This window comes from Streptomyces sp. NPDC046915, from assembly GCF_040644935.1.
Classification (GTDB): Bacteria; Actinomycetota; Actinomycetes; order Streptomycetales; family Streptomycetaceae; genus Streptomyces.
Genome location: NZ_JBEYXB010000004.1, coordinates 354,897 through 379,396 on the forward strand (window position 1 = coordinate 354,897; position 24,500 = coordinate 379,396).

The window sequence follows — 24,500 nt, forward strand, 5'->3', positions numbered from 1 at the left end:
CTGTGCACGTTGTCCACCGCACCATCTGAGCCCGGAACGGGAACCGTGACTGCCAACACCCACCCCAGCAGGTCATTCCGGAGACACCCCGGCGCGGCGATCGTCGCGCTGGCCGCGGCGACGGCCCTGCTGGCGGGCTGTTCCTCCTCCTCCGACAAGTCCGACGACCCGCTCGCGGGCGAGAAGGCGAGCGGCGGCACCGTAGTCGTCGGCTCCAACAACTTCCCCGAGAGCATCCTGATCGCCGACATCTACGGCGAGGCCCTGAAGGCCAAGGGAATCAAGGTCAGTTACAAACCGAACATCGGCAGCCGCGAGACGACCTACGGTCTGCTCAAGAACGGCACCATCTCGGTCCTGCCCGAGTACAACGGCGCGCTGCTGGCCTACCTCGACCCGAAGGCCACCCCGAAGACCGTCGAGGCGACCACCGCCGCGATCGAGGCGAAGCTCGACTCCAAGCTCACGCTGCTGAAGCCTGCGTCGGCGCAGAACAAGGACTCCGTCACCGTCAACAAGGAGACGGCCGACAAGTACAAGCTCACCGCCGCCTCCTCCATCGCCGACCTCAAGAGCGTCGCGAAGGACCTGGTCATCGGCGGCTCGCCGGAGTTCCAGACCCGGCAGCAGGGCCTGGTCGGCCTGAAGTCCGTGTACGGCCTGGAGTTCAAGACCTTCAAGGCGCTGGACGCGGGCGGCCCGCTGACCCTGGCGGCGCTGAAGAAGAACACCGTGCAGGCCGCGGACGTCTTCACCACGGACGCGTCGATCACCAAGGAGAAGTTCGTCGTCCTCCAGGACACCAAGAACCTCTTCGGCTTCGAGAACGTGCAGCCGCTGGTCCACAAGTCCGCGCTGAACCAGAAGGGCAGCGACGCCCTCGACGCCGTCTCGGCCAAGCTCGACACGAAGACGCTGCTGGACCTCGACATCCAGGTGCAGTCGGAGAACAAGGACCCGCTGGACGTGGCGAAGGCCTGGCTGAAGACGGCCGGCCTCGGCTGACCTTTCGTCCTTGGACGCGACCGCCGACGGAGCGACGCGGGTGCCCCCGGGCGCCGGGGACACCCGCGTCGTGCTCGACGGCCGCGGCCTCGGCCTGACCGGGATCGTCCGGCTCGCCGACGCCGCCGCCGAGCCCGCCGTACCGCCCGAGGCGGTGGAGCGGGTGCGCCATGCCTGGGAGACCGCGGGCAGGCTCGCGGCCGACGGCCGCCTGTACGGACGCGGCACCGGCGTCGGCGCCCACCGCTCGGTGCCGGTCGCCCCGGACGACGAGACCGGGCACGGGCTGCGGCTGCTGCGCAGCCACGCGGGCGGCGCGGGCCCGCTCCTGCCCGCCCGCCAGGCCCGTGCCATGCTCGCCGTCCGCGTCAACCAGCTCCTCGCCGGCGGCTCCGGCATCCACCCCGCCTTCGTCACCGCCCTCACCGAGGCCCTCCGCCTCGGCGTCCACCCCGCGGTCAACGAATACGGCGGTCTCGGCACCGGCGACCTGACCGCCCTGGCCCAGACGGGGCTGACCCTGATCGGGGAACGGCCCTGGCTGACATCGGCGACGGACGGCGATGGCCGCCTCCGCCCGGACACCCCGCCGGGCGCGCCGCCCCTGCCCGCTCCCGTGCCGCTCGGGCCCGGGGACGCGCTCGCGCTGCTCAGCAGCAACGCGCTCGCGCTCAGCAGGGCCGCGCTCGCCGGACACGAGGCCGATGTGCTGCTGCGGGCCACCCACGCGGTCGCCGCGCTCTCGCTCGCCGCCGTCTCCGGCTCCCCGGAGGCCTACGCCGCCGAGGTGCACGCCCTGCGGCCCTACCCCGGTCCGGCCCGTGCGGCCGCCGAGGTGAGGCGGCTGCTCGGCATGCCCGAACGGCCGCGCGCCGGCGGGCGCCGGATCCAGGACCCGTACGGGTTCCGTGCCTTCCCACAGGTGCACGGCGCCGCCCTCGAGGCCTCCGACCGGCTGCGCCGGATCATCGAGGTCGAGGTCAACTGCCCGTCGGAGAACCCCGTCTTCGCCCCGGACGGCCACGCCTACCACCACGGCGGATTCTTCGCGGCCCCGCTCGGGCTGGCCCTGGACGGGCTGAACCTGGCCGTGCTCCAGACCGCCCAGCTCTCCGTCGCCCGTCTCGTCGCCCTCGGCCGAGCCGACCTCACGGGCCTGCCCGCGTTCCTCGCCGCCGGGCCCGCGAGCAGCTCCGGCGCGATGATCCTGGAGTACACGGCCAACTCCGCGCTCGCGGAGCTGCGTTCGTGCGCCGCACCCGCCTCCGCCGGACACGCCGTCCTCTCACACGGCCTGGAGGAGGCCGCCAGCTTCGCCGGCCAGGCCGCACGGCAGACCGGGCGGGCCGGCACCGCCTACGCCACCGTCCTGGCCTGCGAACTCGTCACCGCCGTACGAGCGCTGCGGCTGCTGCCGGTACCCCCGCCCGTCCCCGCCTTCGCCGTGGCCGCCGCCGTCCTCCCGTCCGACACGGAGGACCGCCCGCTGACGGGGGACGTGACGATGGCGGGCGAACTGCTGCCGGTGCTGGCGCGGTTGTGAGTTTTCGCCGCACGGAGCGGCCCTCATGGAAGAAATCCACCAACAGGGGCCTCGCGCTGGAGCCCTCGCCGCCCCGGCGCCGACGCTCCCTCCATGACCACCGAACGCATAGCGACCTCCGTCGCCCCGCCACCGCCCCACCGCCGGCGCTGGTCCGCGCTGACCGCCCTGCTCCTCGCCGAGGCGATGAACCTGCTGGACGCGACCGTCGTGCAGGTCGCCGCCCCCGTCGTGCACACCGATCTGGGCGGATCGGTGTCGGACATCCAGTGGTTCTCCGCCGCCTACACCCTGCCGTTCGCGGTGCTGCTGATCACCGGCGGCCGGCTGGGTGACATCGCGGGCCGGCGCCGCCTGTTCGTCCTCGGCGTCACGGCGTTCACGCTCGCCTCGCTCGCCTGCGCCCTGGCGCCCTCGGCGGGCCTGCTGATCGCCTTCCGCGCGGTGCAGGGCGCGGCGGCGGCGATGATCATTCCGCAGACCATCGGGCTGATCAAGGCCATGTTCGCGGGGGAGGAACTCTCCCGGGCCCTGGGCAGCATCGGCCCGGTGATGGGCCTCGCCGCCGTCTGCGGCCCCGTCCTCGGCGGTGTACTGACCCACGCCGACCTGTTCGGTTCCTCCTGGCGCGCCGCCTTCCTCGTCAACGTCCCCGTGTCCCTGGTGGTGCTGGTCCTGTCCTCCCGGCTGCCGGAGAGCCGCGCTCCGCGCCGCCCCGCCCTCGACCCGGCCGGCACGGCGCTGGCGGCGGCCGGCACCGGTCTGATCGTCCAGCCGCTGATCGGCGCGGACGTCACCCGCCTCACGGGGCGGAGCTGGGCGATGCTGTCCGCGGGCCTGCTCCTCGTCGCCGTCTTCGCACTGCACCAGCGCCGGGTGGCGGCGGCCGGCCGCAGCCCCCTGCTGGAGCCGACCCTGTTCGCCCGCCGGGGCTTCCCCGCCGCCCTCGTCACGTCGGCGTCCTTCTTCGCGGTGACGAACGGACTGACGACGGTGGTCGTCCTGCAATTCCAGCTGGGCGCCCACACAGGCGTGCTGGCCTCCGGTCTGAGCCTCGCCCCGTGGTCGGCCGGCCTGGCGGTCGCGTCGTGGCTGGCGGGCGCGCGGCTGGTACGACGCCACGGGCGGCGCGTGATGCCGTACGGCCTCGGCGTGCTCCTGACCGGTCTGCTCGCCGCCGTCGCCGGGTACCACGCGGCACAGCCCGGCGCCTACCCCGTGGCCGTGCTCCCCGCGCTGGCGCTCATCGGCATGGGCGCGGGCCTGTTCACCCCCGCGTTCTTCACCCTCGCCCTGAAGCCTCTCGCTCCCCAGGAGATCGGTTCGGCCGCGGGCCTGCTCAACGCGGTGCAGCAGCTCGGGGCGACCCTCGGCGTCGCCGTCCTGGGCAGCGTCTGCCTCAACGCCGGCTCGGCGCCGCACGCGGCCGAGAAGGCGTGCTGGGCGGCGGTGGCACTGCTGGGCGTGAGCTGGGTGGCGAGCACGAGGGTGACAGTGGAGACATAGCCGTGGGGCTGCCCGCCTTCAGCGTCCGCAGCACGGGACTCGTCTCCAGCGCACGGATCTGCCGCAACGCTCCCAGCCGCCGCGTCAGATACCGGTGCAGGTCCGCCGGGTCCCGGCACAGCGCCTGCGCCACCAGATTCGTCGGCCCGGTGGTGGCCGCCACGAAGGCCAACTCGTCGTGGACCGCGAGCTCCTGTGCCACGTCCTCCAGGTCCGCGGGACGCACCGACATCCACAGCAGCGCCCGGGTCCGTACCCCGAACAGCCCGGCGTCCAGCTCCACGTCGAAGAACAGCCCGCCCCCGGCCCGCAGCTCGGCCAGCCGCCGTGCCACCGTGGCCGGCGACCATCCGGTCCGGCGGGCCAGCTCCCCGAAGGCGGCCCGCCCGTCCTTCTCCAGGGCGGCCAGCAGCTCGGCTTCCCCGGGGCCGGGCCGGCGCGCGTCGACGCCCTCGCTGTCCTCGCCGTCCTCCCGGCCCTCCACGCCCTCGCGCAACGCCCGCTGCTGCTCGGCGTCCAGTGTCCGCGCGCCGCGCCGCCAGTTCACGGGCCCGCCGAGATAGGTGTGCAGCAGACAGTGCGCGGACACCGCGGTGATCCCGCCGGTGCGCGGAATGTCCCGCAGCAGCAGTGAGTTGCCGGCGGTGTCGTCCGTGGGGGCGTGGATGATCGCCGTGATCTCGGTCCCCCCGGACGTCAGCTTCACCCACGAGGTGTCCGTTCGCCGCACCAGTGCCTCGGCGATCGTCTGCGCGGACCGCGCCGCCGCGGTGAGCCGGACCAGCCACTGGGTCCGCCCCGCCCGGTGCGGGTCGGCGAGCCCTACGACCCGCAGACCGGCCTCGGTCCGTAGCCGCCGGTAGCGCCGGGCGACCGTCTGCGCGGAGACGCCGAGCACCCCGGCGATACGGCTGAACGGCGCGCGCCCGTCGATGTGCAGGGCGTGGATGAGGGCACGGTCGAGGTCGTCGAGCATGCCCTCATCCTCGCGGACGGCTCAGAGGTCGAACTCGTGCGGCGGCAGCTCCAGCGTGAAGCACGCCTCGCGGACCACGGCCTGCTCGGTCTTGTCGAAGTCACCGTCCGCACCGCCGATGACGATGCCGATCTGGATGACGGCGCGCGCCTCCGCGGGCTTCTTCTTCGCCTTGGCGATCTCCTGGAGCACGCTGACCTTGCCGAAGGCGAAGTCGGTGGTCAGCTTGTTCAGGTTGTCCTCGAAACGGCGCCGCAGGTCGTCGGCGGGGAAGTTCTGCAACACCTCGTTGGTGGCGATGAGCTGGGCCACGCGCTGCCGCTCGGCCGGGTCGATCGTCCCGTCGGCGGCCGCCACGAGCGCGCACATGGCCATGCTCGCGTCGCGGAAGGCACCGCTCTTCAGATCGTTCTTCTTCGCCTCCAGCTGGGTCTGCATCGTCGACGCGGACTCCTTGATGCGGTCCCACAGGGCCATGCGAACTCCTCAGACGGATCGGCACATACGGATCGAGTGCTTCTACAACACCGTAGAAACTCGTGCGTCGGCCGAAAAGTTCCGGCGAGGAGTTCCGGGCCTTGTGCCGGCGCCGTCGGTGCCGTCGGTGGCGTCAGGCGACCTCGGCGGGCGTCTGCTGTTCCTTCCGCTTCCGCTCGCGGCGGCTCACGCGGGGTTCCTGGTCCGGGAGCCAGCCGAAGGTCAGGCAGCTGCCGGTGACGCCGAGCGCGAGGCCGACGATGAAACCGCCGAGGTTGGAGGTCATCCAGCTGCCCAGGGAGAGCAGGACGCCGGTGATGGAGTAGAAGATGCGCTGGGCGGGGCTGAAGAGGACCAGCAGGCCGAGTATCAGCATCAGAGTGGGCAGGAGATACCCCGCCAGGCCCTGCATGCCGACGTGCAGGATGACCGGAAGCGGTGCCTTCATGGTCACCAGGATCTCGGCGCCGCCCAGTACGAGCAGCAGGCCGCCCACGAAGGGACGGCCTCCTCTCCACTGCCTGAAGCGGGCCCTGTCCATCACGGGCAGCCGTCGCTGGAGAACTTCATGTGCAGGTTGGGCAGCTTGAAGACGGCCGCGGTGGCCGCGTAGTTGCGCTGGTACAGGTGCGTGATGGTGACCTTGTCGGCCTGCTGGCTGTAGACGCCCGCGGGGCCCTTGGCGTCGACCTTGTCGAGGGTGCTGGCGTCGCGGCCGATCTCGATGTTCTTGAACGAGGCGTTGCCCGTGATGTCGTCGGAGTCGATCGACAGGTTCTGCACCTGCACCTTCTTGGACCCGGTGCCCGCGGTGAGGACGAGCTGGATGCCGCCGAGGTCGACGCTCTGGCACATGTTGGTGAGCGTGCCGTTCTTCACCACCGAGGTGACGACCAGCTCCTGACCCCCGGTGTCACCGGCGTTGGGGCTGTTCTCGATCATGTTGTCCAGCCCGCCGTACTGCGCGAACCCCGTGCCGTCGAGCCGGTCGGCCTTGACCACGAACGGCATGCCGGAGATGGCGAACTGGACGCCCAGGGCGCCCTGCGCGGTGAGGATCGCGAGTCCCGCGGTGACCCCGACGGCGGGCACCGCCATCACCGCGGCCCGGCGCAGCCGGACCCGCCCGCGTCTTGGTGCGGAAACGCTCTCGGGGTTATCGGGGGTGTTGTCGGCGGACGAGAGGTCCGGGGACGAGGCCATGTCTGCTCCATTGGGCATAGTCATGCGGGTTGGGCTCGTGGCGCGTTGTCCTGGCGCGGACAGCGGCTGCCGCGCACGCCTCCTCGCACTCCCGGCGATCGCAAGGGCTTTCTCGTTACGCAGCAGTAGCCGCCGAGGAAGTTACCGGTGGTTACATGAAGGGTCAAGGGAGTTGTGAAAAAAGAGTGTCGATTATGCGTCGGCTCCTTTCAAGTGCAGCAACTCCCTTGATCGACCTTGACGTTGACTGATCCTCAGGTCTACAACTGCCCCTGGCTCAACCGGATCCGTGGCGCCGGATCCGCCGTGCGGCACCATCGGTCGTCTCCAGGGGTGCTCCCGGCGCGGCACTCCACCAGACCGCCTCCGCACAAGCGCGGTCCCGGCACGGGCCCTTCCCTGCCCTAGGGCTCACGGCCCGTGCCCGGCCGCCCTCATTCGGCCCGGCCGGAAGTCTCCCCCCGAGGCTTACGGCCGGTGTCCAGCCGCCGCTGCCGGTCCGTCACGTACGGAGAAGGCGTGCACGGACCGGCAGCGGCCGGCGCCCCGGCGCGCCCTCAACCCCCCACCTCACCCTCACCAGCCCCCCACTCAGAAATGAGGCACCCGCATGCGCACCCGTACCCTCGTCACCCTCGCCGGAGCCGTCGCCGCACTCGCGCTCCCGCTGGCCGCCGTCCCCGCCTCCGCGGACGGCACCGCTGTGCTCACCACCGGCAGCGCCGGCGGCACCGCGGTCGCGGTCGGTGACGTCCTCACCGCACCGCTGGCGAGCGGCACCTCCGCCACGCTCTACTCCAGCGCGACCGGCACCAGCGGCGTCAAGTGCACGTCGTCGCAGTTCACCGCCACCGTCAAGGACAACCCCGCCGCACCCGGCACGGCCACCGAGGCGGCCACCGCGCAGACCTTCGACGCCAGCAGCTGCACCAGCAACGTCCTCGGCGTCACCGGCGTGAGCAGCATCTCGGTCGACAACATGCCCTACACCACCACCGTGGCCTCCGACGGCACGCTCACCGTGACCCCGGCGAGCGGCTCGACCATCCAGACCACCGTCAAGCTGAAGACCCTGCTGGGCTCCATCACCTGCGTCTACCAGGCGGCAAGCCTGTCCGGCAAGGCCGACAACAGCGACAACAGCATCAGCTTCACCAACCAGCAGTTCACGAAGAGCTCCGGCTCCTCGCTCTGCTTCTCCAGCGGCTACTTCACCGCCAAGTACGCCCCCGTCACCGACTCGGGCGCCTCGGTCTACGTCAACTGAGCGTAAGCAGCTGAGGCGTTCACCGCCGACGCAGACGTACGGCCAGGGCGGCGCCCCCGGTGAGCACCAGCACCGCGGCGGCGCCGCCCGCCAGCAGCGGGGCGGAGGGCCCGGAGCCGGTGTCGGTGGTGGAGGCCACCGGGGTGCTGTCGGCTGCGGTGCCCTCGGTCCGGGGGGCGGTCGTCGCCCTGCCGGACGCCGCCGCGGTCGACTCCGTGGCCGTCGGCCGGCCGGAGGCGCCGGCCGACGGCCGGGTCGCCTTCCCGGTCGCCGCGCCGGCCGAAGCCGGGGCCGAGGGCGACCGGTCGGTGGCCTTGCCCGCCTTCGCCTTCGGGAACACCACGTCGGAGCACGAGTAGTAGGTGTCCGACGTGCTGCTGTTCTGCCAGATCGTGTAGAGCATCTGCCGCCCCGTCCGGTCCGACGGCAGCGTGGCCCTGATGTGGTACGCGCCGTTGGTCAACGCCGGGTCCGTGACCTGGGCGAAGGGCTTCGAGGGCAGGTCGGACCAGGTCAGCGGCTTGGACGGGTCGTAGCCCGGCTTGGTCAGATAGAGCTTGAACGTGCCGGTGTGCGGGATCGTCGAGGCGTACGTCATCGTCAGCCCGGCGCCCGGGGTCAGCCGGGTCGACGGCCAGTCCGTACGGGCCAGGTCGAGCCCCTTGTAGGCGGGCAGGCCGCCGCTGCACAGCTTCCCGTCCGCGATCACCTGCCGGTCCCGGCCGTTCACGCCCGCCACCCGCAGGTTGTCCCACATCGTGAAGGGCGCCCCGTTGGCGGCGACAGCCGCCCGGCACGCCGCCGAGCGGGCCGCGTCACCGCCGTCGGGGGAGCAGGCGTACACCCGGCTGACCGGATCCGTCGGCGCGCCGTGCGCCCGGGCCGGTCCCGCCGCGCACAGCGACAGCAGGGCCGAGGCCGCCACGGCGGCCCCCGTGACCCTCAGATGTACGGTCATCCGACTCATCGCAGGACGCCTCCTCGGCCGGCGGGGCAACGGTATGTCCCGTGCAGTACGGGAAAAAGGCCGCCGGCGTTCAGTTCGCCCCCTCGTGTACGGATCCGCCGACCTACAGGGCCGGTCGGTGCTTGCATGCACCGACCGGCCCGTCCGTTTGAGGTCCCATTGAGAACCGCCCGACCTCCTCGTATCGTGGCGATCACGGGCGCGGGGGCCCGGCCGTCCGCCATGGCCTCCGGAAGACGGCAAAAGCCGAGGGAGGGGCCTCGATTGACATCGTCCGCTTATTGACCTTCGCAGGCGCCCGGACAGCCGCTTGCATGGCTTGCACGTGTCGGCCACCGAGTCTGCACAAACCTGCTCTGTTGTCGCAGGGTGAGTTATCGTGTGCGTGGGGTAAAAAACAAACGGCACGTCCCGTACGTTTCTGACTTCAAGGAGTGTCCCGTAGATGGCGAGGCAGTTACGCGCCGAGCAGACCCGGGCGACGATCATCACGGCCGCGGCCGACCTGTTCGACCGTCATGGCTACGAATCGACCAGCCTGAGCGACATCGTCGAGCATGCCCGGGTCACCAAGGGCGCGCTCTACTTCCACTTCGCGGCCAAGGAGGATCTGGCGCGCGCCATCATGGAGTTGCAGGCCCAGGCGTCGCGGATGGTGACGAGGGAGGTGGAGAGCCGCGGCTGCTCCTCGCTGGAGTTCCTGATCCGCACCACGTTCGGGATCGCCCGGCTCGCGGTCGAGGACCCGATTCCCCGGGCGGGACTCCGCCTCGCCACCGCGGACGTGGCCGTCCGGCCGCCGCTGAAGCACCCGTTCTCGGAGTGGCTGGACCTCTCCACCCGCAAACTCCTCGGCGCGGTCAAGGAGTCCGATGTCCATCCGGACATCGACGTGGACGCCGCCGCCCACTCCCTCGTGTACTTCTTCGTCGGCACCCGGGTCGCCGGCCGCTCCCTCGACCCCGACGGGCGGCTGCCCCGCAGGGTCGCCGAGATGTGGCACCTGATGATCCGGGGAATGGTGCCGGTACCCCGGCGCGCCCGCTATCTGACCCTCGCCACACAGCTGGAACGGGAGACCAGAACCGCCTGATCCGCGGGGTACGGTGACGCCTATGCCCGACACCCCCGCCGCCCCCGTGATCCTCGGTGACCGACCCGGCTCCTTCCCGTGGAGCGTACTGGCCGAGCGGCATCCCGCGATCATCCGGCAGGTACGCGAGGCCTTCCCGTACGGCCCCGAGCAGCACCGCGCGCTGGACGCGCTGCTGAAGAGCTGCACCGAGGGCGTCATCGAGCCGCTGCCCGCCGACGCGCCCGACCGCGACCGGTGGCGCGCCTGGGGCGCGGACACCTGGACCGGCCGCTCCTGGTTCGACGTGCCCTGGCTGTGGTCGGAGAGCCACTTCTACCGCCGGCTCCTCGACGCCGTCGGCTACTTCGGCTCCGGAGCCTGGGCGGGCATCGACCCGTTCCGGCCCCTCAAGCGCGCCGAACTCGACGCCGAGGAGACGGACGAGGAACTGGCCGCGCTCGACGCGCTCGAGGCCCTGCCGGCCGATGAACGGGCCCGCGCCCTGCTGCACGGCTCGCTCTGGGGCAACCGCGCCGACCTCGGCTTCCGCCTCTCCGACAAGGGCGCCGAGACCCAGGAGACCGTCCCGGCCCTGGTGGCCGACGACAGCGAAGCCCTGTGGTCCCTGCTGCCCTCCTCCGGCACGGGCACGCTCTGCCTGGTCGCGGACAACGCCGGCCGGGAACTCGTCCCCGACCTGCTCCTGATCGCCCACCTCCTCGCCGAGGGCCGCGTCGCACGGGCCGTACTGCACATCAAGTCCTACCCGTACTACGTCTCCGACGCCACGACCGCCGACGTGGTGGACGCCCTGCGCCGGCTGACCTCGGCTCCGGGCGCGGCGGCCGGATACGGGCGGCGGCTGTGGGCGGCCATGGCAGACGGGCGGCTCACGGTGCGCGCCCACCCCTTCTCCTGCGCCCCGCTGCCGTACGCGGACATGCCGGACGACCTGCGTGCCGAGTTCGCCGCCGCGACCCTGACCGTCTTCAAGGGGGACCTCAACTACCGGCGCCTGGTCGGCGACCGGCTGTGGCCGCCGACCACGCCCTTCCGGGACGTCACCGCGTACTTCCCGGGCCCGGTCGCCGCCCTGCGCACCCTGAAGTCCGATGTGATCACCGGTCTGGACCCGGACACCGAAGCGGCCCTGACCGCCGCGGAGGGACAGCGCTGGCGCACCGGGGGCACGCACGCGGTGATCCAGGTCGCCAGGGGCTCAACCGACGTGCACCGGCAGTGACTTGATGCCGTTGATGAAATTGGACACGAGCCGTTCGGCGGGCCCGGCGAGCCGGGGTGCGGGCAGCGCCACGAGTGCCTCCTCGTACAGCAGCCGCAGCTGAAGCCGGGCGAAATGGGCGCCCAGGCAGACGTGCGGGCCGTCCCCGAACGACACGTGCGGGTTGGGTGTGCGGGCGAGGTCGAGCCGGTCCGGGTCGGTGAAGACCCGCTCGTCGCGGTTGGCCGAGGCGTGGAAGACCACCACCTTGGCGCCCGCGCGGATCCGCCGCCCGCCCAGTTCGGTGTCCCGCGCGGCGGTGCGGCGGAAGGTCAGCACCGGCGGATGCCAGCGCAGCAACTCCTCGACCGCCTGCGGGAGCCGCACCTTCCCCGCACGCAACAGCCCGTACGCCTCCGGATGTTCCGCGAGCGCCAGCAGCCCGCCCGGAGCGGCGCCGCGCACGGTGTCGTTGCCCGCGATCGTGAGCAGGAAGAAGAACATCTCCAGCTCCCCGTCCCGGAGTTCGGTGTCGTGGGCCAGCGTGGTCAGCACGTCGTCGGCGGGGTGGCGCCGCTTGTACGCGGCCAGTTGCCGCGCGTACGCGAACATGTCCGCGAGCATCGCCGGAGAGCGCGGGTCGACCGGTCTGCCCGCACGGTCGAGCACCGGCTCACCGGCCTCGTCCGGGTCCTGGTAGCCGATGACCCGCCGTGTCCAGCGCAGCAGCAGCCGGCGGTCGCTCGGCGGGACGCCCAGCAGGTCGGCGAGGTTGAGCAGGGCGTACTCGTCGGTGACGGCGGCGACCAGGTCGACGCTTCCCTCCGTGCGGGCCGCTTCCAGGGCCCGCCCGAACAGGGTGCGCGCCCTTTCCCGCGCGACCTCGGCGAACCGGTCGACGCGCCCCGGGGTGAAGGCCCGGCTGACCGTCCGGCGCAACCGACCGTGCCACGGCGGATCCTGATTGAGCATCATGCGCCGGATGAACGGCAGGTCCGCCGGATCGGGATCCCGGATCTGGGTCGCGCCGACGTACGACGAGTACGTCCCCGAGTCCTTGAGCACCCGCACCACGTCGGTGTGCCGGGTCACCGCCCAGAATCCCGGTCCGGCCGGCCAGCCCAGCACCTCCGGCTCGTCCTGCCAGGCCACGGGGTGCCGGTCGCGCAGGACCCGGTAGTCGGCGTACGGCACCCCGGCGGCGTACCGCCGGGGATCGAACACGTCGGGTACCGGCCCCGTCTCCGGTGACGGCGCGAGAGAGGTCATGGGACCACCGTGGCGTCTGCGTCCGCGCCCGGCAAGAGTTCCGCTTTTCCCCGCCCTTTCACGCGATGGTGTGATCATGTGCCGCGTTCCGGATGCCTGTTGGGAGCCGCGGGTAGGGCCGGGCCATGACGCAGCCGTTCGAACTCCCGCACTTCTACATGCCGTACCCCGCGCGGCTGAACCCGCACGTCGACGAGGCGCGCGCCCACTCGACGGCGTGGGCACGCGAGATGGGCATGCTGGAGGGGTCCGGGATCTGGGAGCAGGCCGACCTCGAGGCGCACGACTACGGGCTTCTGTGCGCCTACACCCACCCCGACTGCGACGGCCCCGCGCTCTCGCTGATCACCGACTGGTACGTGTGGGTGTTCTTCTTCGACGACCACTTCCTGGACATGTACAAGCGCACCCCGGACCGCGCCGCCGGCAAGGCGCACCTGGACCGGCTGCCGCTGTTCATGCCGCCGGACCCCGGGGCCGCCGTACCCGAGCCGGAGAACCCGGTCGAGGCGGGCCTCGCCGACCTCTGGGCGCGCACGGTGCCGTCGATGTCGGCCGCCTGGCGCCGGCGGTTCGCCGTGGCCACCGAGCATCTGCTGAACGAGTCGCTGTGGGAGCTGTCCAACATCGACGAGGGGCGGATCGCCAACCCGGTCGAGTACATCGAGATGCGCCGCAAGGTCGGCGGCGCCCCCTGGTCGGCGGGGCTCGTCGAGTACGCGACCGCCGAAGTGCCCGCGCCGGCCGCCGGGTCGAGGCCGCTGCGGGTGCTCATGGAGACCTTCGCCGACGCCGTCCACCTGCGCAACGACCTGTTCTCCTACCAGCGGGAGGTCGAGGACGAGGGGGAGAACAGCAACGGCGTGCTGGTCCTGGAGACCTTCTTCGGCTGCACCACCCAGGAGGCCGCCGACACCGTCAACGACATCCTCACCTCCCGCCTCCACCAGTTCGAGCACACCGCGCTCACCGAAGTGCCCGCCCTCGCCCTGGACAAGGGCCTCACCCCGGACCAGGTCGCGGCGGTGGCGGCCTACACCAAGGGACTTCAGGACTGGCAGTCCGGCGGCCACGAATGGCACCTGCGCTCCAGCCGGTACATGAACGAGGGCGCCACCACCGCCGCGCCCTGGCACGGCCCGACCGGACCGGGCACCTCGGCCGCCGACGTCGGCGCCCTGCTCGCCTCGGCGGCGGCAGAACGCCTGCGCGCCTACTCCCATGTGCCGTTCCAGAAGGTCGGCCCGTCCCTGCTGCCCGACTTCCACATGCCCTTCCCGCTGGAGCTGAGCCCGCACCTGGAAGGAGCCCGGCCCCGGCTGACCGCCTGGGCGCACCGGATGGGCATCCTCGGGGAGGGCGTCTGGGACGAGGACAAGCTCGCCGCCGCCGACCTGCCGCTCTGCGCGGCCGGCCTGGACCCCGACGCCACCCCCGAGGCCCTCGACCTCAGCGCGCAGTGGCTCGCCTGGGGGACGTACGGCGACGACTACTACCCGCTGGTGCACGGCCGGCGCCGGGACCTGGCGGGCGCCCGGCTCACCACGGCCCGGCTGTCGGCCTGCATGCCCGTCGCGGGCGAGCCGGCCCCCGCCCCGGCCGGCCCCCTGGAGCGCGGCCTGACCGACCTGTGGGCGCGCACGACCGCGCAGATGACCACCGACCAGCGGCGCTCCCTGAAACGGACCGTCGACACGATGACCGAGAGCTGGGTGTGGGAACTGTCCAACCAGCTCCAGAACCGCGTCCCCGACCCGGTCGACTACCTGGAGATGCGGCGGGCGACCTTCGGTTCCGACCTCACCCTGAGCCTGTGCCGCCTGGGGCAGGGCCCGGCGATCCCGCCGGAGGTGTACGCCAGCGGTCCGGTCCGCTCGCTGGAGAACGCCGCCATCGACTACGCCTGCCTCGTCAACGACGTCTTCTCGTACCAGAAGGAGATCGAGTACGAGGGCGAGATCCACAACGCCGTCCTCGTCGTGCAGAACTTCTTCGGCGTCGACTACCCGACCGCGCTCGGGGTCGTGCACGACCTGATGACCCAGCGGATGCGGCAGTTCGAACATGTCGTGGCGCACGAACTGCCCGTCGTGTACGAGGACTTCCGGCTCACGGCCGAGGCGCGCGAGGCCATGGACGGCTATGTCGCCGATCTGCGCAACTGGCTGGCCGGGATCCTGAACTGGCACCGGAGCGTGGACCGTTACAAGTCCGGCGCGCTGGTGAGCCGTACCCACGGCTTCCTCCCGGACCGCCCCCCGGCGCCCGTCCTGCCCGTCAGCTGAACTGCCGTACGCGGGCCGCCGCGTGCTCGGTGGCGGCCCGCGCCAGCGCCCGGACGACCGGGTGCGGGTGCGAGCCGTCGCCGGACAGCTCCGGCTGGAAGAGCGTGGCCAGGAAGAACGGGTGCCTGGAGTCCGGGAGTTCGGCCATCCGGACGTGGCCGTCCTCGTCCCGGCCGGAGAAACGCAGGCCGTGCGCGCGCAGCGTGTCGAGGTGACGGGAGGGGCCGTACGCGCAGAAGTACCGCTCGACCGTGCGCCCGGAACCGGTCACGGACTCGGCGAGCGAGCCCGGCTCGATCCGGACCGGGGCCTCGTGGCCGACGAGGGAACAGGCCAGCGGTTCGATGAGCGGGTCCTCCGCGTCCGGGTCGTTCTCGGCGTGCGCGGCCCGGGTCAGTCCGCACACGTTCCGGGCGTACTCCAGGAGCGCGTGCTGGAACCCGCCGCAGGTGCCCAGGAAGGGGATGCCCTCCTCACGGGCGGTGCGGATCGCCGTGAGCACGCCCGCCTCGCTGCGGTACGGGCTGCCCGGCAGCACCCACACCGCGTCGAAGCCGCGCACGGCGTCCGCGCCCTCGGCGTCCTCGGTCGGGATCCAGTAGGCGTCGAGGACGAGCCGGTCGCGGGCGGCGAGCGCGTCGAGCAGACGCGGGATCCGGGTGTGCGAGACGACGTTGGGGGAGCGGTCGCCGACCAGGGCGAGCGTGGCGGTGTGAACCGCGGTGTTCGACATGCCCCTCATCCTGGGCGCGCCCCCGGGTTCACGTCCAACGATGATCTCTGCACCTTCGATAAGCAACGCTGATGTCGAATGGGATCCTGTCCGCCATGGATCCGCACCTGCTGCGCACGTACGTCACCGTCGCCCGCCTCGCCTCCTTCTCCGAGGCCGCGCGCGAGCTGGGCTACACCCAGTCCGCCGTGTCCCAGCACATCGCGGCGCTCGAACAGGACCTCGGCGCACCGCTGCTCACCCGCCGCCCCGTCCTCCCCACCGCGGCGGGGGACCGGCTGCTGGAACACGCGGGCCCGCTGCTGCTGCGCCTCGACGCGGCGCGCGCGGACGTCGTACGGATGGCGGCCGTGCCCGAGCAGGGGCTGACCCTCGCGGCGACACCCACCGCGCTGCACCCCCATGTGCTCGCCGCGCTGCCCGGCGCGGGCGTGACCCTGCGGGTGCTCGCCCGGGACTCGGTCCCGGCCGCCGTCGCCACCGGGGCCGCCGACCTCGGCCTGGTCGACGGACCGGCCGCGCCCAGTGACCCGCTGCGGCTGCCCGACGTGGCGCCCCTGACCGCGCACGGCGTGGGGGAGGACACCCTCGCCGTGCTGCTGCCCGCCGCGCACCCGCTCGCGCGCCGCCCCGGTCTGCGCCTGGGCGACCTCGCCGACGCGCGCTGGCTGGACGCCCCCGACGCGGGACTGCCGCTCGGCCTGGTGCGCGCCGCGGCCGGGGGCGGCGCCTTCCGGCCGGCCCTGCGCTACGACGGCACCGACGTCCGTGTCCTGACCGCCCTCGCCGCCGCGGGCCACGGACTGACCCTGCTGCCGCGCGCGGTGGCCGACGGAGTGCCCGGTGCGGTCGCCGTCCCGCTGACCGAGCCACGGATCGTGCACCGCACGGAGCTTCTGTACGCCGGGGCGCCGCGGGGAGCGGCGGCGGTGCTGGTGGAGCGGCTGACCGGAAGGGACTGACGAGCCGCGACGACTATGACTTCCCGTCGCCGCCCCCTGCTCAGTCTCACTCGATCGTGGCTCGTCGCGCCCCGGTGCGCCGGGTAGTGCGCCTGGGAGAGCACCAGCCGGAGGCGATCCATGGAACAGACCGCGTTGCGCCCCAAGCCGATCCCGGGTCAGGAACGGGGGGACGGCGGCCCCAGCGGACCCGCGCGGCGCCCGCACGCCGCGCGCCGACGCGGCCGACGGCTGCGGACCATGCTGTTCGGCCTGTTCATCGGCGCCGTCCTGGTGCTGTCCGGCGTCGGGCTCGGCACGCTCGGCGCCACCGTGATCGGCATGAGCAGGCTCGCCGAACTGCGGCGCGAGGCACAGCCGCCCGGCCACTCGGCCCCGGCGACGCCCTCCGCCGCCCAGGCGGCGCCCGCCGCCACCCTCGGCCTGGAGGTCATGGACGACGAGAAGGCGGGCGCGCTGGTCGTCGGCGTCCACGTCCCCGGTCCGGGCTACTCGGCCGGCCTGGTCCGTGGCGACGTGCTCCTCCAGGTCGACAAGATCCGAGTCGACACGGCCGCCGATCTCGTCCGGGCCGTCGCCGCGGGCCGGCCCGGCGCCCGGGTCACCCTCACGGTGCGCCACCGCGGCGGCGGCTATCAGCAGCTGACCGCCGTTCCCGGTCTGGTCACGTGAGCGCCCGGTCCTGAGGTCCTGACGGGTGATCGGCGAACCTTCGTTCGAATTCGGGGGAGGGGAGGCACGGCCTCGCCCGCGGGACCCCGTAACCGGCTCGCGTCCCCCTCCGTGTCCGGGCAGGATGCTCCCGTGGTCCCATGCCCAGCACGTTCCCGCGTTCACGGAGGCCCGGATGACCGGTAGTACGCCCGCGCCCTTCACCGCCGACGACTACAGGGCCCGCATGGAGCGCGCCGCGCGCGCCGCCGCCGACGCCGGGCTGGCCGGGCTGCTCGTGGCACCCGGCCCGGACCTGGTGTGGCTCACCGGCTACGCGCCCACCGCCGCCACCGAACGGCTCACCGTGCTCGTCCTCGCCCCCGGCCGGGACCCCGTGCTCGTCGTGCCCACGCTGGAGGCCCCGGACGCCCAGAAGGCACCCGGCGCCGCCGCCCTCACCCTGCGGGACTGGACCGACGGCAAGGACCCGTACGCCGTCACCGCCGGCCTCCTGCCGAACAGCGGCCGGTTCGGCATCAGCGACAACGCCTGGGCCCTGCACCTGCTCGGCCTTCAGAAGACGCTCCCCGGCACCTCCTACGCCGCCCTCACCGACGCGCTGCCCATGCTGCGCGCCGTCAAGGACACGGCCGAGCTGGAGCTGCTGGCGGCGGCCGGGGCGGCCGCCGACGCCACGTTCGAGGAGATCCGGAAGGTCCCCTTCGCCGGCCGCCGGGAGTCCGACGTCGGCCACGACCTCGCCGGCCTGCTGCGCCGGCACGGACACTCCCAGGTCGACTTCACCATCGTCGGCTCCGGCCCGAACGGCGCCAACCCGCACCACGAGGTCGGCGACCGCGTCATCCGGCGCGGCGACATGGTCGTCCTCGACTTCGGCGGGCTGAAGGACGGCTACGGCTCCGACACCACCCGCACCGTCCACGTCGGCGAGCCCACCGACGAGGAGCGCAGGGTCCACGACGTCGTGCGCGCCGCCCAGGAGGCCGGCTTCCGCGCGGTGCGGCCCGGCGTCCCCTGCCAGGACGTCGACCGGGCCGCCCGCGCCGTGATCACCGACGCGGGATACGGCGAGTACTTCATCCACCGCACCGGCCACGGCATCGGCGTGACCACCCACGAGCCGCCGTACATGATCGAGGGCGAGGACCAGCCCCTCGTGCCCGGCATGTGCTTCTCCGTGGAACCCGGCATCTACCTGCCCGGCCGCTTCGGGGTCCGCATCGAGGACATCGTCACGGTCACCGAGGACGGTGGCCACCGCCTCAACAACACCACCCGCGAGATGGTCATGGTGGACTGAGAGGACACAGGCACAGCGGGTACCCACCGACAGCCCCCGGGACGACAACGGCGCGACCATGACCCAGGCACCGACACCCACCGCGGACACCGTCCGCCGACTGGTCCGTTCGCTGCTCAAGGACGGCGCGGAGGGAACCTCCGGGCCCGACGTGCGGCCCGTCGCCGAGGGCGGTGAGCACTCCACCTGGTGGGTCGGCGACCGCCACGTGCTGCGCCTCGCCCCCGACCGCGGGGCCGCCGCCCGCCAGCGCCTCGAGCTGCGCCTGCGCGACCTCGTACGCCCGCATCTGCCCGTCGCCGTCCCCACCAGCGTCGCCCACGGCGAGTGGGCGCCCGGCCTCACCTACACGCTCGACACCAGGGTGCCCGGCGGCACGGGGGAGGAGCACGACGTCTCCGCCGTCGGCGAGGCCGACCTGGCCGGGCTGCTCACCGGGCTGCGGGAGGTGCCCGTACGGCAGGCCGAGACACTCGGCGTCCCGCGCACCGCCCCGCGCTCCCTGGAGGCACTGCGCCGGATGGCCGCGCACGCGGCCGAACGCCTCGGCGCCGCCGACGAGTTCGATCCGGCCCGGATGACCCAGCTGGCCCCGACCGCCGCCGCCCAGCTCGCCGCCCAGCCCGGTACGGCGGTCCTGGTCCACCACGACCTCAGGGGCGAGCACCTCGTGGTCAGCGCCGACGGGCGGGTGCGCGGCATCCTCGACTGGACCGGCGCCGCCGTCGGCGACCCCGCCGAGGACATCGCCTCCCTCGCCCTCGCCGTCGGCTCGCCCGCCGCCGTCCGGGCCGCCACCCTCGCCGGATACAGCGCCCGCCCCTGCCTGCGCGGTCTGTGGCTCGCCCGCTGCGACACCGTCGTCCGCCTCACCGACCGCATCGAGGCCCGCGACACCGCCCCCCTCCCGCTCCTCAGGACCCAGCTGCGGCGCGCCTGGGAGGCGATCCTGCTGGAGCGGGTGACGGAGTTCAGGGAGGACGGCGAGGAAGAGGGGGCGTAGAAGGCCGTGGCCCGCCCCCGGACCACGGGTCCACCCGTGCGTGCCGGGCTGCGGTCGCGACGCCGGCGGATTCGGGTGAGGCTGTCAGGGAGCGTGGCCGGCCCCGCACGGGCGACGTGCGTCGGCGACCGCGCCGGACAGAGAGGCGAAGGCCATGGCAGCGATGCCCGACAAGGTGCGGCAGGGGCGGGACCGTTACGGCAGCGGTGAGATGATCAGCGGACTGCCCCTGTTCGCCGGGGCGACGCTGATGCTGAGCGGCCCGCTCAGCATCCTGCTGGGCGTGACCGGCATCGCACAGGACACCCTGTTCTCCTCGCCCCGGTACGTCTACCGGTTCGACCTGACCGCCTGGGGCTGGCTCCACCTCGTCATCGGAGTGGGGCTCGTCGTCGCCGGCATGGGGGTGCTGCTCGGCAAGAGCTGGGGGCGCGGGGCGGGCATCACGATGGGGGCGGTCAGTCTGATCACCCAGTTCATGTTCATTCCGTACTACCCGGTGTGGTCCATCATCGTGATGACCCTCGACCTCCTCATCGTGTGGGCGCTGAGCAGATCCCTCCTCGAAACCAGCGGCGGTCGCTGAAGCGCCCGTCACTCCTGCGCCAGCACCACGCACGACTCCCCGGGCACCTGGAGCAGCCCGTCCTCCCCGGGGGCCTCGACCGGGTCCCACGCGGCGAGCACCTCGGCCGGGCGCGTGCCGAGCGGGATCGCCGCCTGAGCCTTGCCCAGGTTGACGACCACCCGGACGTCCCCGCGCCGGAAGGCGAGCCAGCGGGCCCGGGCGTCGTACGCCACCTTGGTGTCCGCGAGGTCGGGGTCGGTGAGGTCCGGCTGCTCGTGGCGCAGGGCGATGAGCCGGCGGTACCAGGCCAGCACGCGCGCGTGGGGCTCCCGTTCGGGCTCCGACCAGTCCAGGCACGAGCGGTCCCGGGTGGCCGGGTCCTGCGGGTCGGGGACGTCCTCCTCGGCCCAGCCGTGCGCCGCGAACTCCCGCCGCCTGCCCTGCCGCACCGCCTGGGCGAGTTCCGGATCGGTGTGGTCGGTGAAGAACTGCCAGGGCGTGCCGGCCGCCCACTCCTCGCCCATGAACAGCATCGGCGTGAACGGAGCGGTCACGGTGAGCGTGGCCGCGCAGGCCAGCAGGCCGGGGGAGAGCACGGCCGAGAGGCGGTCGCCCTGGGCGCGGTTGCCGACCTGGTCGTGGGTCTGGCTGTAGCCGAGCAGCCGGTGCCCGGCCGTGCGCACGCGGTCCAGCGGGCGGCCGTGGTGCCGGCCCCGGAAACTGGAGTACGAGCCGTCGTGGAAGTAACCGTCCGTGAGCGTCTTGGCGAGGGCGGCGAACGGGTCGCGCGCGAAGTCGGCGTAGTAGCCCTGGGACTCGCCGGTCAGCGCGGTGTGCAGGGCGTGGTGGAAGTCGTCGTTCCACTGCGCGTGCAGGCCGAGGCCGTGCTCCGCGCGCGGGGTGATCACCCGCGGGTCGTTGAGGTCGGACTCGCCGATCAGGAACAGCGGCCGGCCCACCTCGGCGGCCAGAGAGTCCACGGCCGCCGACAGCTCCTCCAGGAAATGGCACGCGCGCGTGTCGCGCAGCGCGTGCACCGCGTCCAGGCGCAGCCCGTCGATCCGGTAGTCGCGCAGCCAGGCCAGCGCGCTGCCGAGGAAGTACGCGCGCACCTCGTCCGACCCGGGCGCGTCCAGGTTGACCGCGGCGCCCCACGGCGTGTGGTGCGTCTGCGTGAAGTACGGTCCGAACTCGGGCAGGTGATTGCCGGACGGACCCAGGTGGTTGTGCACGACGTCGAGGACCACGCCCAGGCCGAGTTCGTGCGCCCGGTCGACGAACCGTTTCAGTGCCTCGGGCCCGCCGTACGGCTCGTGCACCGCCCACAGCGACACCCCCTCGTACCCCCACCCGTGCCGCCCCGGGAAGGGACACAGCGGCATCAACTCGACGTGCGTGACGCCCAGTCGCACGAGGTGCTCCAGCCGCCCGGCCGCCGCGTCCAGGGTGCCCTCGGGGGTGTACGTGCCCACGTGCAGCTCGTACAGCACCGCCCCGGGCAGCCCGCGCCCGGCCCACGCCTCGGTGCGCCACGCGTACCGCGTGTGGTCGACGACCGCGCTCGGGCCGTCCGGGCCGTCGGGCTGCCGACGCGACCGCGGGTCGGGCAGCACGGGGCCGTCGTCCACCGCGTACCCGTACCGCGACCCGTCGTCCGCCTCCGACTCGCCGGTCCACCACCCGGCCCGCTCCCGATCACGCTCCAACGCGCGCGTGGCGCCCTCGCAATGGAGCGTCACACGGTCTGCCTGCGGTGCCCACACCTCGAACTGCACGGGACGGTTCCCCTTCGTCTGCTCACCGTGATGTAGCCCGTCCATCGTGCTGCAAAACGCGATCAGTCCGCCTCCCCATCCGCGCTTTCCGGGCGGGTGTCGCCGAAAGTACGCGCGTGGCGACCGTTTTCCCGTTTTCTGGACACCCGGGGTTCACTGACCGACAATCACCTGCGTGACGTCGTCCTTCGAGTTCTCCACGTATCCTGCGCGGCTGTCCGACGCGGAGCGCGACAAGGCGCTGCGGTTGCTGCGCGACGGCGTCGCCATGGGCCGGCTGTCGCACGACACGTTCGTGCGCCGCATGGAACTGGCGCTCGCCGCCCGACGCTCGGACGAACTCGCCGTCCTCACCGCCGACCTGCCCCAGGAGAACCGCCTCGCGCGCGCGTTGTTCGGCGCCGTCGAGTCGGTCTCCGGCTTCACCGTACGGCTGCGCCGCGCCTGGCGGGCCGAGCAGTTGCCCAAGCTGCTCCTGCCGCACCCCGACAACACCCACCCGCTGCGCATAGGCCGCGACCCCGCGAGCGGCCTCAGGCTCAATCACGAGACCGTCTCCCGGGTGCACGCCGAACTGCGCCGCCAGGGCGGCATGTGGGTCCTCAGGGACCTCGGCTCCACCAACGGCACCACCGTCAACGGACGGCGCGTGATCGGCGCCGCGGTCGTGCGCGAGGGCGACCAGATCTCCTTCGGCCGGATGGCCTTCCGCCTCGCCGTCCACTGAGACCGGCCCCGCCGTAAACCTCTCCGTGGCCGAAATCCGGCTGCCTCAGGCGGTGTTGACGTACCCCCGAAGTCGTGACTGACTGTGCGTACATCGTGCACATGATGTGAACCGCCGGCACCACACAGTGGAGGTGTGCTCCCCTGCCCCCACTCCTGCGCTATCCGTCCGTGGACGAACTGGGCGCCCGCGCGGCGGCGCTCGTCGCCCGCCGTCCCGGGGCCGCCCGGCTGCGCCGCGTCGGGACCTCCCGCGCGGGCACACCGCTGTGGCTGCTCTCCGTCGGCCACGGCAGCAGGCACGTCCTGGTCGTCGCCGGACCGCACGCCAACGAGCCGGTGGGCGGCGCCACCGTCCTGCGCCTGGCCGAACGGGCGCTCGCCGACCCGCGGCTGACCGAGGGCGCCGACGCCACCTGGAACCTGCTGCTGTGCCTCGATCCGGACGGCTCGCGGCGCAACGAGGGCTGGCTGGCCGGGCCGTACACCCTGCGGCACTACTTCCGGAACTTCTTCCGGCCAGGCTTCCTGGAGCAGCCCGAATGGCTGCCCGACGGCGCCGACGCCGTCGTGCTGCCGGAGACCCGCGCCCTGCTCGACCTCCAGGACGAACTGCGGCCCTTCCTCCAGTGCTCGCTGCACGGCGTCGACGTCGGCGGCGGCTTCGTGGAACTGACCCGCGACCTGCCCGGACTCGCCCCGCGCGTCGCCCGCGCCGCCGCCCGCCTCGGCATCCCGCGCGAGCTCGGCGCGTACGACACCCTGTACTGGCCGAACGTCGGACCCGCCGTCTACCGGATCCCGCCACCGCGCCGCGTCGGCCTGGCCGCGGCCATCACCGAGGCGGCCGTCGAGTCGACCTGGTTCCACCCGCACCGGCACGGCACGGTGACCGCGGTCGTCGAGGCGCCCATGTGGGGCGTGCGAGCCGTGGAGGACCCCTCCCCGCCCGCCGACCGGGACGCGGCGCTGCGCGCGGTCAGCCGCACCCTGCGCCAGGACGCCCGGCTCCTGGAGGGCGTCCTGTGCCGCATCCGGCCCCAGCTGGCCGCCGCCCCGGACGCGGCGCGCCTGCTCGCCCCGGTCGACGACTACCTGCTGGTCTGCCCCGGCCTGGCCGACGCCTGGGACCCCGACACCGACACCGACGGCGCGGGAGCGGGCCGGCTGCCCCCGCTCAGCACCGCCCACCTGGCGGCCCTGCGCATCGCCGGACGGCGCCTGGCCCTCAGGACGGCGGGGCTGCTGCACCGGCTGGTGCGCGGCACCGGCCACGACCCGGCAGGCGCGCTGCCCGACCTCGACCGGCTCCTCGACACCTGGTGCGCGGACTACCGCGACTGCTACGGGGCCCGCTGGATCCCGGTCGCACGCCAGGCCGAGTACCAGACACGCGTCGTACTGAGCGCGTTCGAACTGGCCCAGCGGTACGCGCGCGCGTGCTCCCGTTCGGGTGAGCCGGGCTGGGGTACACAGGCCGCCGTGCCGATGCACCGGGAATGACGCACACCACCAAAGCGACAGCGGTACGGGGCGCCCTGCTGGCGGCGGTCGCCCTCCTCGCCGCGGGCCCGGCATCCGCCGCCGCGACCACGCCCCGCGCGGCCGGCCAGGGCGACTGGCTCTACCTCACCGTCACCCGCGGCGACACCCGCACCGGGGACACCCACGGCACCCTGCTGCTGTGCGACCCGCCGCGGGGACACGCGCGCGCGGCAGAGGCCTGCGGCGAACTGACGGCCGCGAAGGGGGACATCCGCGCCATCCCGCGGAAGAAGAACGTGTTCTGCCCGATGATCTACGCCCCGGTGACCGTCCGCGCGGGCGGGGAGTGGCACGGCCGTCCCGTCGACTACCGGGAGACGTTCTCGAACACCTGCGCAATGGGGGCGCGGACGGGGGCGGTGTTCGCGCTGGACGGCTGAGTGCGGGACGGCTGAGCGGGTGGGACCGGTCGGGGGTG

The 24,500-nt window shown here is 73.0% G+C and carries 23 protein-coding genes; 15 read left to right on the forward strand and 8 right to left on the reverse strand.

What is annotated here, in order from left to right:
* Window positions 1-45 precede the first annotated feature (45 nt).
* The 3 genes from ABZ915_RS12865 (at window position 46) to ABZ915_RS12875 (ending at window position 4,054) form a co-directional block, all read left to right on the forward strand.
* Window positions 46-1,005 (forward strand): ABC transporter substrate-binding protein, encoded by a 960-nt coding sequence (locus ABZ915_RS12865; protein ID WP_361800343.1) that lies wholly within the window; start codon window positions 46-48, stop codon window positions 1,003-1,005.
* A gap of 10 nt (window positions 1,006-1,015) precedes the next feature.
* Window positions 1,016-2,548: an aromatic amino acid lyase gene (locus tag ABZ915_RS12870; RefSeq protein ID WP_361800346.1), complete on the forward strand. Its 1,533-nt coding sequence runs from the start codon at window positions 1,016-1,018 to the stop codon at window positions 2,546-2,548.
* Window positions 2,549-2,641: 93 nt separating this feature from the next.
* On the forward strand, window positions 2,642-4,054 hold the full coding sequence (locus ABZ915_RS12875) for an MFS transporter (RefSeq protein ID WP_361800349.1): 1,413 nt from the start codon (window positions 2,642-2,644) through the stop codon (window positions 4,052-4,054).
* Here ABZ915_RS12875 and ABZ915_RS12880 read toward each other — a convergent pair.
* From ABZ915_RS12880 to ABZ915_RS12895, 4 genes are all read right to left on the reverse strand, one after another.
* The gene (locus ABZ915_RS12880) at window positions 3,948-5,030 is read right to left on the reverse strand and encodes an AsnC family transcriptional regulator (protein ID WP_361800352.1); all 1,083 of its coding nucleotides are present in this window, start codon (window positions 5,028-5,030) and stop codon (window positions 3,948-3,950) included. The genes ABZ915_RS12875 and ABZ915_RS12880 overlap by 107 nt on opposite strands.
* A 21-nt stretch (window positions 5,031-5,051) precedes the next feature.
* Window positions 5,052-5,507, reverse strand: a complete 456-nt coding sequence (locus tag ABZ915_RS12885; protein ID WP_361800355.1) for a TerB family tellurite resistance protein — start codon at window positions 5,505-5,507, stop codon at window positions 5,052-5,054.
* A gap of 133 nt (window positions 5,508-5,640) precedes the next feature.
* Window positions 5,641-6,048 (reverse strand): DUF6114 domain-containing protein, encoded by a 408-nt coding sequence (locus ABZ915_RS12890; RefSeq protein WP_361800358.1) that lies wholly within the window; start codon window positions 6,046-6,048, stop codon window positions 5,641-5,643.
* Window positions 6,048-6,710, reverse strand: a complete 663-nt coding sequence (locus tag ABZ915_RS12895) for a DUF6230 family protein (RefSeq protein ID WP_361800361.1) — start codon at window positions 6,708-6,710, stop codon at window positions 6,048-6,050. Before ABZ915_RS12895 ends, ABZ915_RS12890 begins: the two co-directional genes overlap by 1 nt.
* Window positions 6,711-7,320: 610 nt before the next feature.
* Here ABZ915_RS12895 and ABZ915_RS12900 point away from each other — a divergent pair.
* On the forward strand, window positions 7,321-7,977 hold the full coding sequence (locus tag ABZ915_RS12900) for a Tat pathway signal sequence domain protein (RefSeq protein ID WP_361800364.1): 657 nt from the start codon (window positions 7,321-7,323) through the stop codon (window positions 7,975-7,977).
* Window positions 7,978-7,996: 19 nt separating this feature from the next.
* Here the strand turns inward: ABZ915_RS12900 and ABZ915_RS12905 are convergent, their stop codons facing one another.
* Window positions 7,997-8,944 (reverse strand): lytic polysaccharide monooxygenase, encoded by a 948-nt coding sequence (locus ABZ915_RS12905; protein ID WP_361800367.1) that lies wholly within the window; start codon window positions 8,942-8,944, stop codon window positions 7,997-7,999.
* Between the two features lie 445 nt (window positions 8,945-9,389).
* Here ABZ915_RS12905 and ABZ915_RS12910 point away from each other — a divergent pair, with 445 nt between their 5' ends.
* On the forward strand, window positions 9,390-10,037 hold the full coding sequence (locus ABZ915_RS12910; RefSeq protein WP_361800370.1) for a ScbR family autoregulator-binding transcription factor: 648 nt from the start codon (window positions 9,390-9,392) through the stop codon (window positions 10,035-10,037).
* Between the two features lie 22 nt (window positions 10,038-10,059).
* Window positions 10,060-11,262, forward strand: coding sequence for a damage-control phosphatase ARMT1 family protein (locus ABZ915_RS12915; RefSeq protein WP_361800373.1), 1,203 nt, complete (start codon window positions 10,060-10,062; stop codon window positions 11,260-11,262).
* Here the strand turns inward: ABZ915_RS12915 and ABZ915_RS12920 are convergent.
* Entirely contained in the window at window positions 11,239-12,510 is a 1,272-nt protein-coding gene (locus ABZ915_RS12920) for a cytochrome P450 (protein WP_361800376.1), read from the reverse strand. The two genes, ABZ915_RS12915 and ABZ915_RS12920, sit on opposite strands and share 24 nt — an antisense overlap.
* A gap of 125 nt (window positions 12,511-12,635) precedes the next feature.
* Here ABZ915_RS12920 and cyc2 point away from each other — a divergent pair, with 125 nt between their 5' ends.
* Window positions 12,636-14,795 (forward strand): germacradienol/geosmin synthase Cyc2, encoded by a 2,160-nt coding sequence (gene cyc2 / locus ABZ915_RS12925; RefSeq protein WP_361800378.1) that lies wholly within the window; start codon window positions 12,636-12,638, stop codon window positions 14,793-14,795.
* Here cyc2 and ABZ915_RS12930 read toward each other — a convergent pair.
* A complete protein-coding gene (locus ABZ915_RS12930) occupies window positions 14,788-15,528 on the reverse strand; it encodes a hypothetical protein (protein ID WP_361800381.1) in 741 nt (246 codons plus the stop codon). The genes cyc2 and ABZ915_RS12930 overlap by 8 nt on opposite strands.
* Before the next feature lie 95 nt (window positions 15,529-15,623).
* On the opposite strand from ABZ915_RS12930, the gene ABZ915_RS12935 reads away from it, so the two are divergent.
* The 5 genes from ABZ915_RS12935 (at window position 15,624) to ABZ915_RS12955 (ending at window position 20,054) form a co-directional block, all read left to right on the forward strand.
* Window positions 15,624-16,490, forward strand: coding sequence for a LysR family transcriptional regulator (locus ABZ915_RS12935; RefSeq protein ID WP_361800988.1), 867 nt, complete (start codon window positions 15,624-15,626; stop codon window positions 16,488-16,490).
* Window positions 16,491-16,610: 120 nt separating this feature from the next.
* A complete protein-coding gene (locus tag ABZ915_RS12940) occupies window positions 16,611-17,162 on the forward strand; it encodes a PDZ domain-containing protein (RefSeq protein WP_361800384.1) in 552 nt (183 codons plus the stop codon).
* 175 nt (window positions 17,163-17,337) lie between these two features.
* A complete protein-coding gene (locus tag ABZ915_RS12945) occupies window positions 17,338-18,465 on the forward strand; it encodes an aminopeptidase P family protein (protein WP_361800387.1) in 1,128 nt (375 codons plus the stop codon).
* Between the two features lie 58 nt (window positions 18,466-18,523).
* Window positions 18,524-19,468: an aminoglycoside phosphotransferase family protein gene (locus ABZ915_RS12950; RefSeq protein WP_361800390.1), complete on the forward strand. Its 945-nt coding sequence runs from the start codon at window positions 18,524-18,526 to the stop codon at window positions 19,466-19,468.
* 154 nt (window positions 19,469-19,622) lie between these two features.
* Window positions 19,623-20,054, forward strand: coding sequence for a hypothetical protein (locus ABZ915_RS12955; protein ID WP_361800393.1), 432 nt, complete (start codon window positions 19,623-19,625; stop codon window positions 20,052-20,054).
* 8 nt (window positions 20,055-20,062) lie between these two features.
* Here ABZ915_RS12955 and treZ read toward each other — a convergent pair whose 3' ends face one another.
* Complete coding sequence (treZ, locus tag ABZ915_RS12960; RefSeq protein WP_361800396.1) at window positions 20,063-21,811, reverse strand: malto-oligosyltrehalose trehalohydrolase; 1,749 nt, start codon at window positions 21,809-21,811, stop codon at window positions 20,063-20,065.
* Window positions 21,812-21,986: 175 nt separating this feature from the next.
* Between treZ and ABZ915_RS12965 the strand changes: the two genes are divergently transcribed.
* The 3 genes from ABZ915_RS12965 to ABZ915_RS12975 all read left to right on the forward strand — a co-directional run bounded on the left by ABZ915_RS12965 (window position 21,987) and on the right by ABZ915_RS12975 (window position 24,462).
* The gene (locus ABZ915_RS12965) at window positions 21,987-22,538 is read left to right on the forward strand and encodes a DUF1707 and FHA domain-containing protein (RefSeq protein ID WP_361800399.1); all 552 of its coding nucleotides are present in this window, start codon (window positions 21,987-21,989) and stop codon (window positions 22,536-22,538) included.
* Window positions 22,539-22,708: 170 nt separating this feature from the next.
* Window positions 22,709-24,040 (forward strand): M14 family zinc carboxypeptidase, encoded by a 1,332-nt coding sequence (locus ABZ915_RS12970; RefSeq protein ID WP_361800402.1) that lies wholly within the window; start codon window positions 22,709-22,711, stop codon window positions 24,038-24,040.
* Window positions 24,037-24,462, forward strand: coding sequence for an SSI family serine proteinase inhibitor (locus ABZ915_RS12975; protein ID WP_361800405.1), 426 nt, complete (start codon window positions 24,037-24,039; stop codon window positions 24,460-24,462). Before ABZ915_RS12970 ends, ABZ915_RS12975 begins: the two co-directional genes overlap by 4 nt.
* The last annotated feature ends 38 nt before the right edge of the window (window positions 24,463-24,500 follow it).

Bases quoted from the DNA above. Each gene is read 5' to 3' on its own strand.
- ABZ915_RS12935 (WP_361800988.1), top strand. From the start codon at position 15,624: ATGGATCCGCACCTGCTGCGCACGTACGTCACCGTCGCCCGCCTCGCC.
- ABZ915_RS12910 (WP_361800370.1), top strand. From the start codon at position 9,390: ATGGCGAGGCAGTTACGCGCCGAGCAGACCCGGGCGACGATCATCACG.
- ABZ915_RS12875 (WP_361800349.1), top strand. From the start codon at position 2,642: ATGACCACCGAACGCATAGCGACCTCCGTCGCCCCGCCACCGCCCCAC.
- ABZ915_RS12885 (WP_361800355.1), bottom strand. From the start codon at position 5,507: ATGGCCCTGTGGGACCGCATCAAGGAGTCCGCGTCGACGATGCAGACC.
- ABZ915_RS12880 (WP_361800352.1), bottom strand. From the start codon at position 5,030: ATGCTCGACGACCTCGACCGTGCCCTCATCCACGCCCTGCACATCGAC.
- ABZ915_RS12950 (WP_361800390.1), top strand. From the start codon at position 18,524: ATGACCCAGGCACCGACACCCACCGCGGACACCGTCCGCCGACTGGTC.
- ABZ915_RS12940 (WP_361800384.1), top strand. From the start codon at position 16,611: ATGGAACAGACCGCGTTGCGCCCCAAGCCGATCCCGGGTCAGGAACGG.
- ABZ915_RS12920 (WP_361800376.1), bottom strand. From the start codon at position 12,510: ATGACCTCTCTCGCGCCGTCACCGGAGACGGGGCCGGTACCCGACGTG.
- ABZ915_RS12895 (WP_361800361.1), bottom strand. From the start codon at position 6,710: ATGGCCTCGTCCCCGGACCTCTCGTCCGCCGACAACACCCCCGATAAC.
- ABZ915_RS12930 (WP_361800381.1), bottom strand. From the start codon at position 15,528: ATGTCGAACACCGCGGTTCACACCGCCACGCTCGCCCTGGTCGGCGAC.
- ABZ915_RS12955 (WP_361800393.1), top strand. From the start codon at position 19,623: ATGGCAGCGATGCCCGACAAGGTGCGGCAGGGGCGGGACCGTTACGGC.
- ABZ915_RS12905 (WP_361800367.1), bottom strand. From the start codon at position 8,944: ATGAGTCGGATGACCGTACATCTGAGGGTCACGGGGGCCGCCGTGGCG.
- ABZ915_RS12945 (WP_361800387.1), top strand. From the start codon at position 17,338: ATGACCGGTAGTACGCCCGCGCCCTTCACCGCCGACGACTACAGGGCC.
- ABZ915_RS12890 (WP_361800358.1), bottom strand. From the start codon at position 6,048: ATGGACAGGGCCCGCTTCAGGCAGTGGAGAGGAGGCCGTCCCTTCGTG.
- cyc2 (WP_361800378.1), top strand. From the start codon at position 12,636: ATGACGCAGCCGTTCGAACTCCCGCACTTCTACATGCCGTACCCCGCG.
- ABZ915_RS12975 (WP_361800405.1), top strand. From the start codon at position 24,037: ATGACGCACACCACCAAAGCGACAGCGGTACGGGGCGCCCTGCTGGCG.
- ABZ915_RS12900 (WP_361800364.1), top strand. From the start codon at position 7,321: ATGCGCACCCGTACCCTCGTCACCCTCGCCGGAGCCGTCGCCGCACTC.
- ABZ915_RS12915 (WP_361800373.1), top strand. From the start codon at position 10,060: ATGCCCGACACCCCCGCCGCCCCCGTGATCCTCGGTGACCGACCCGGC.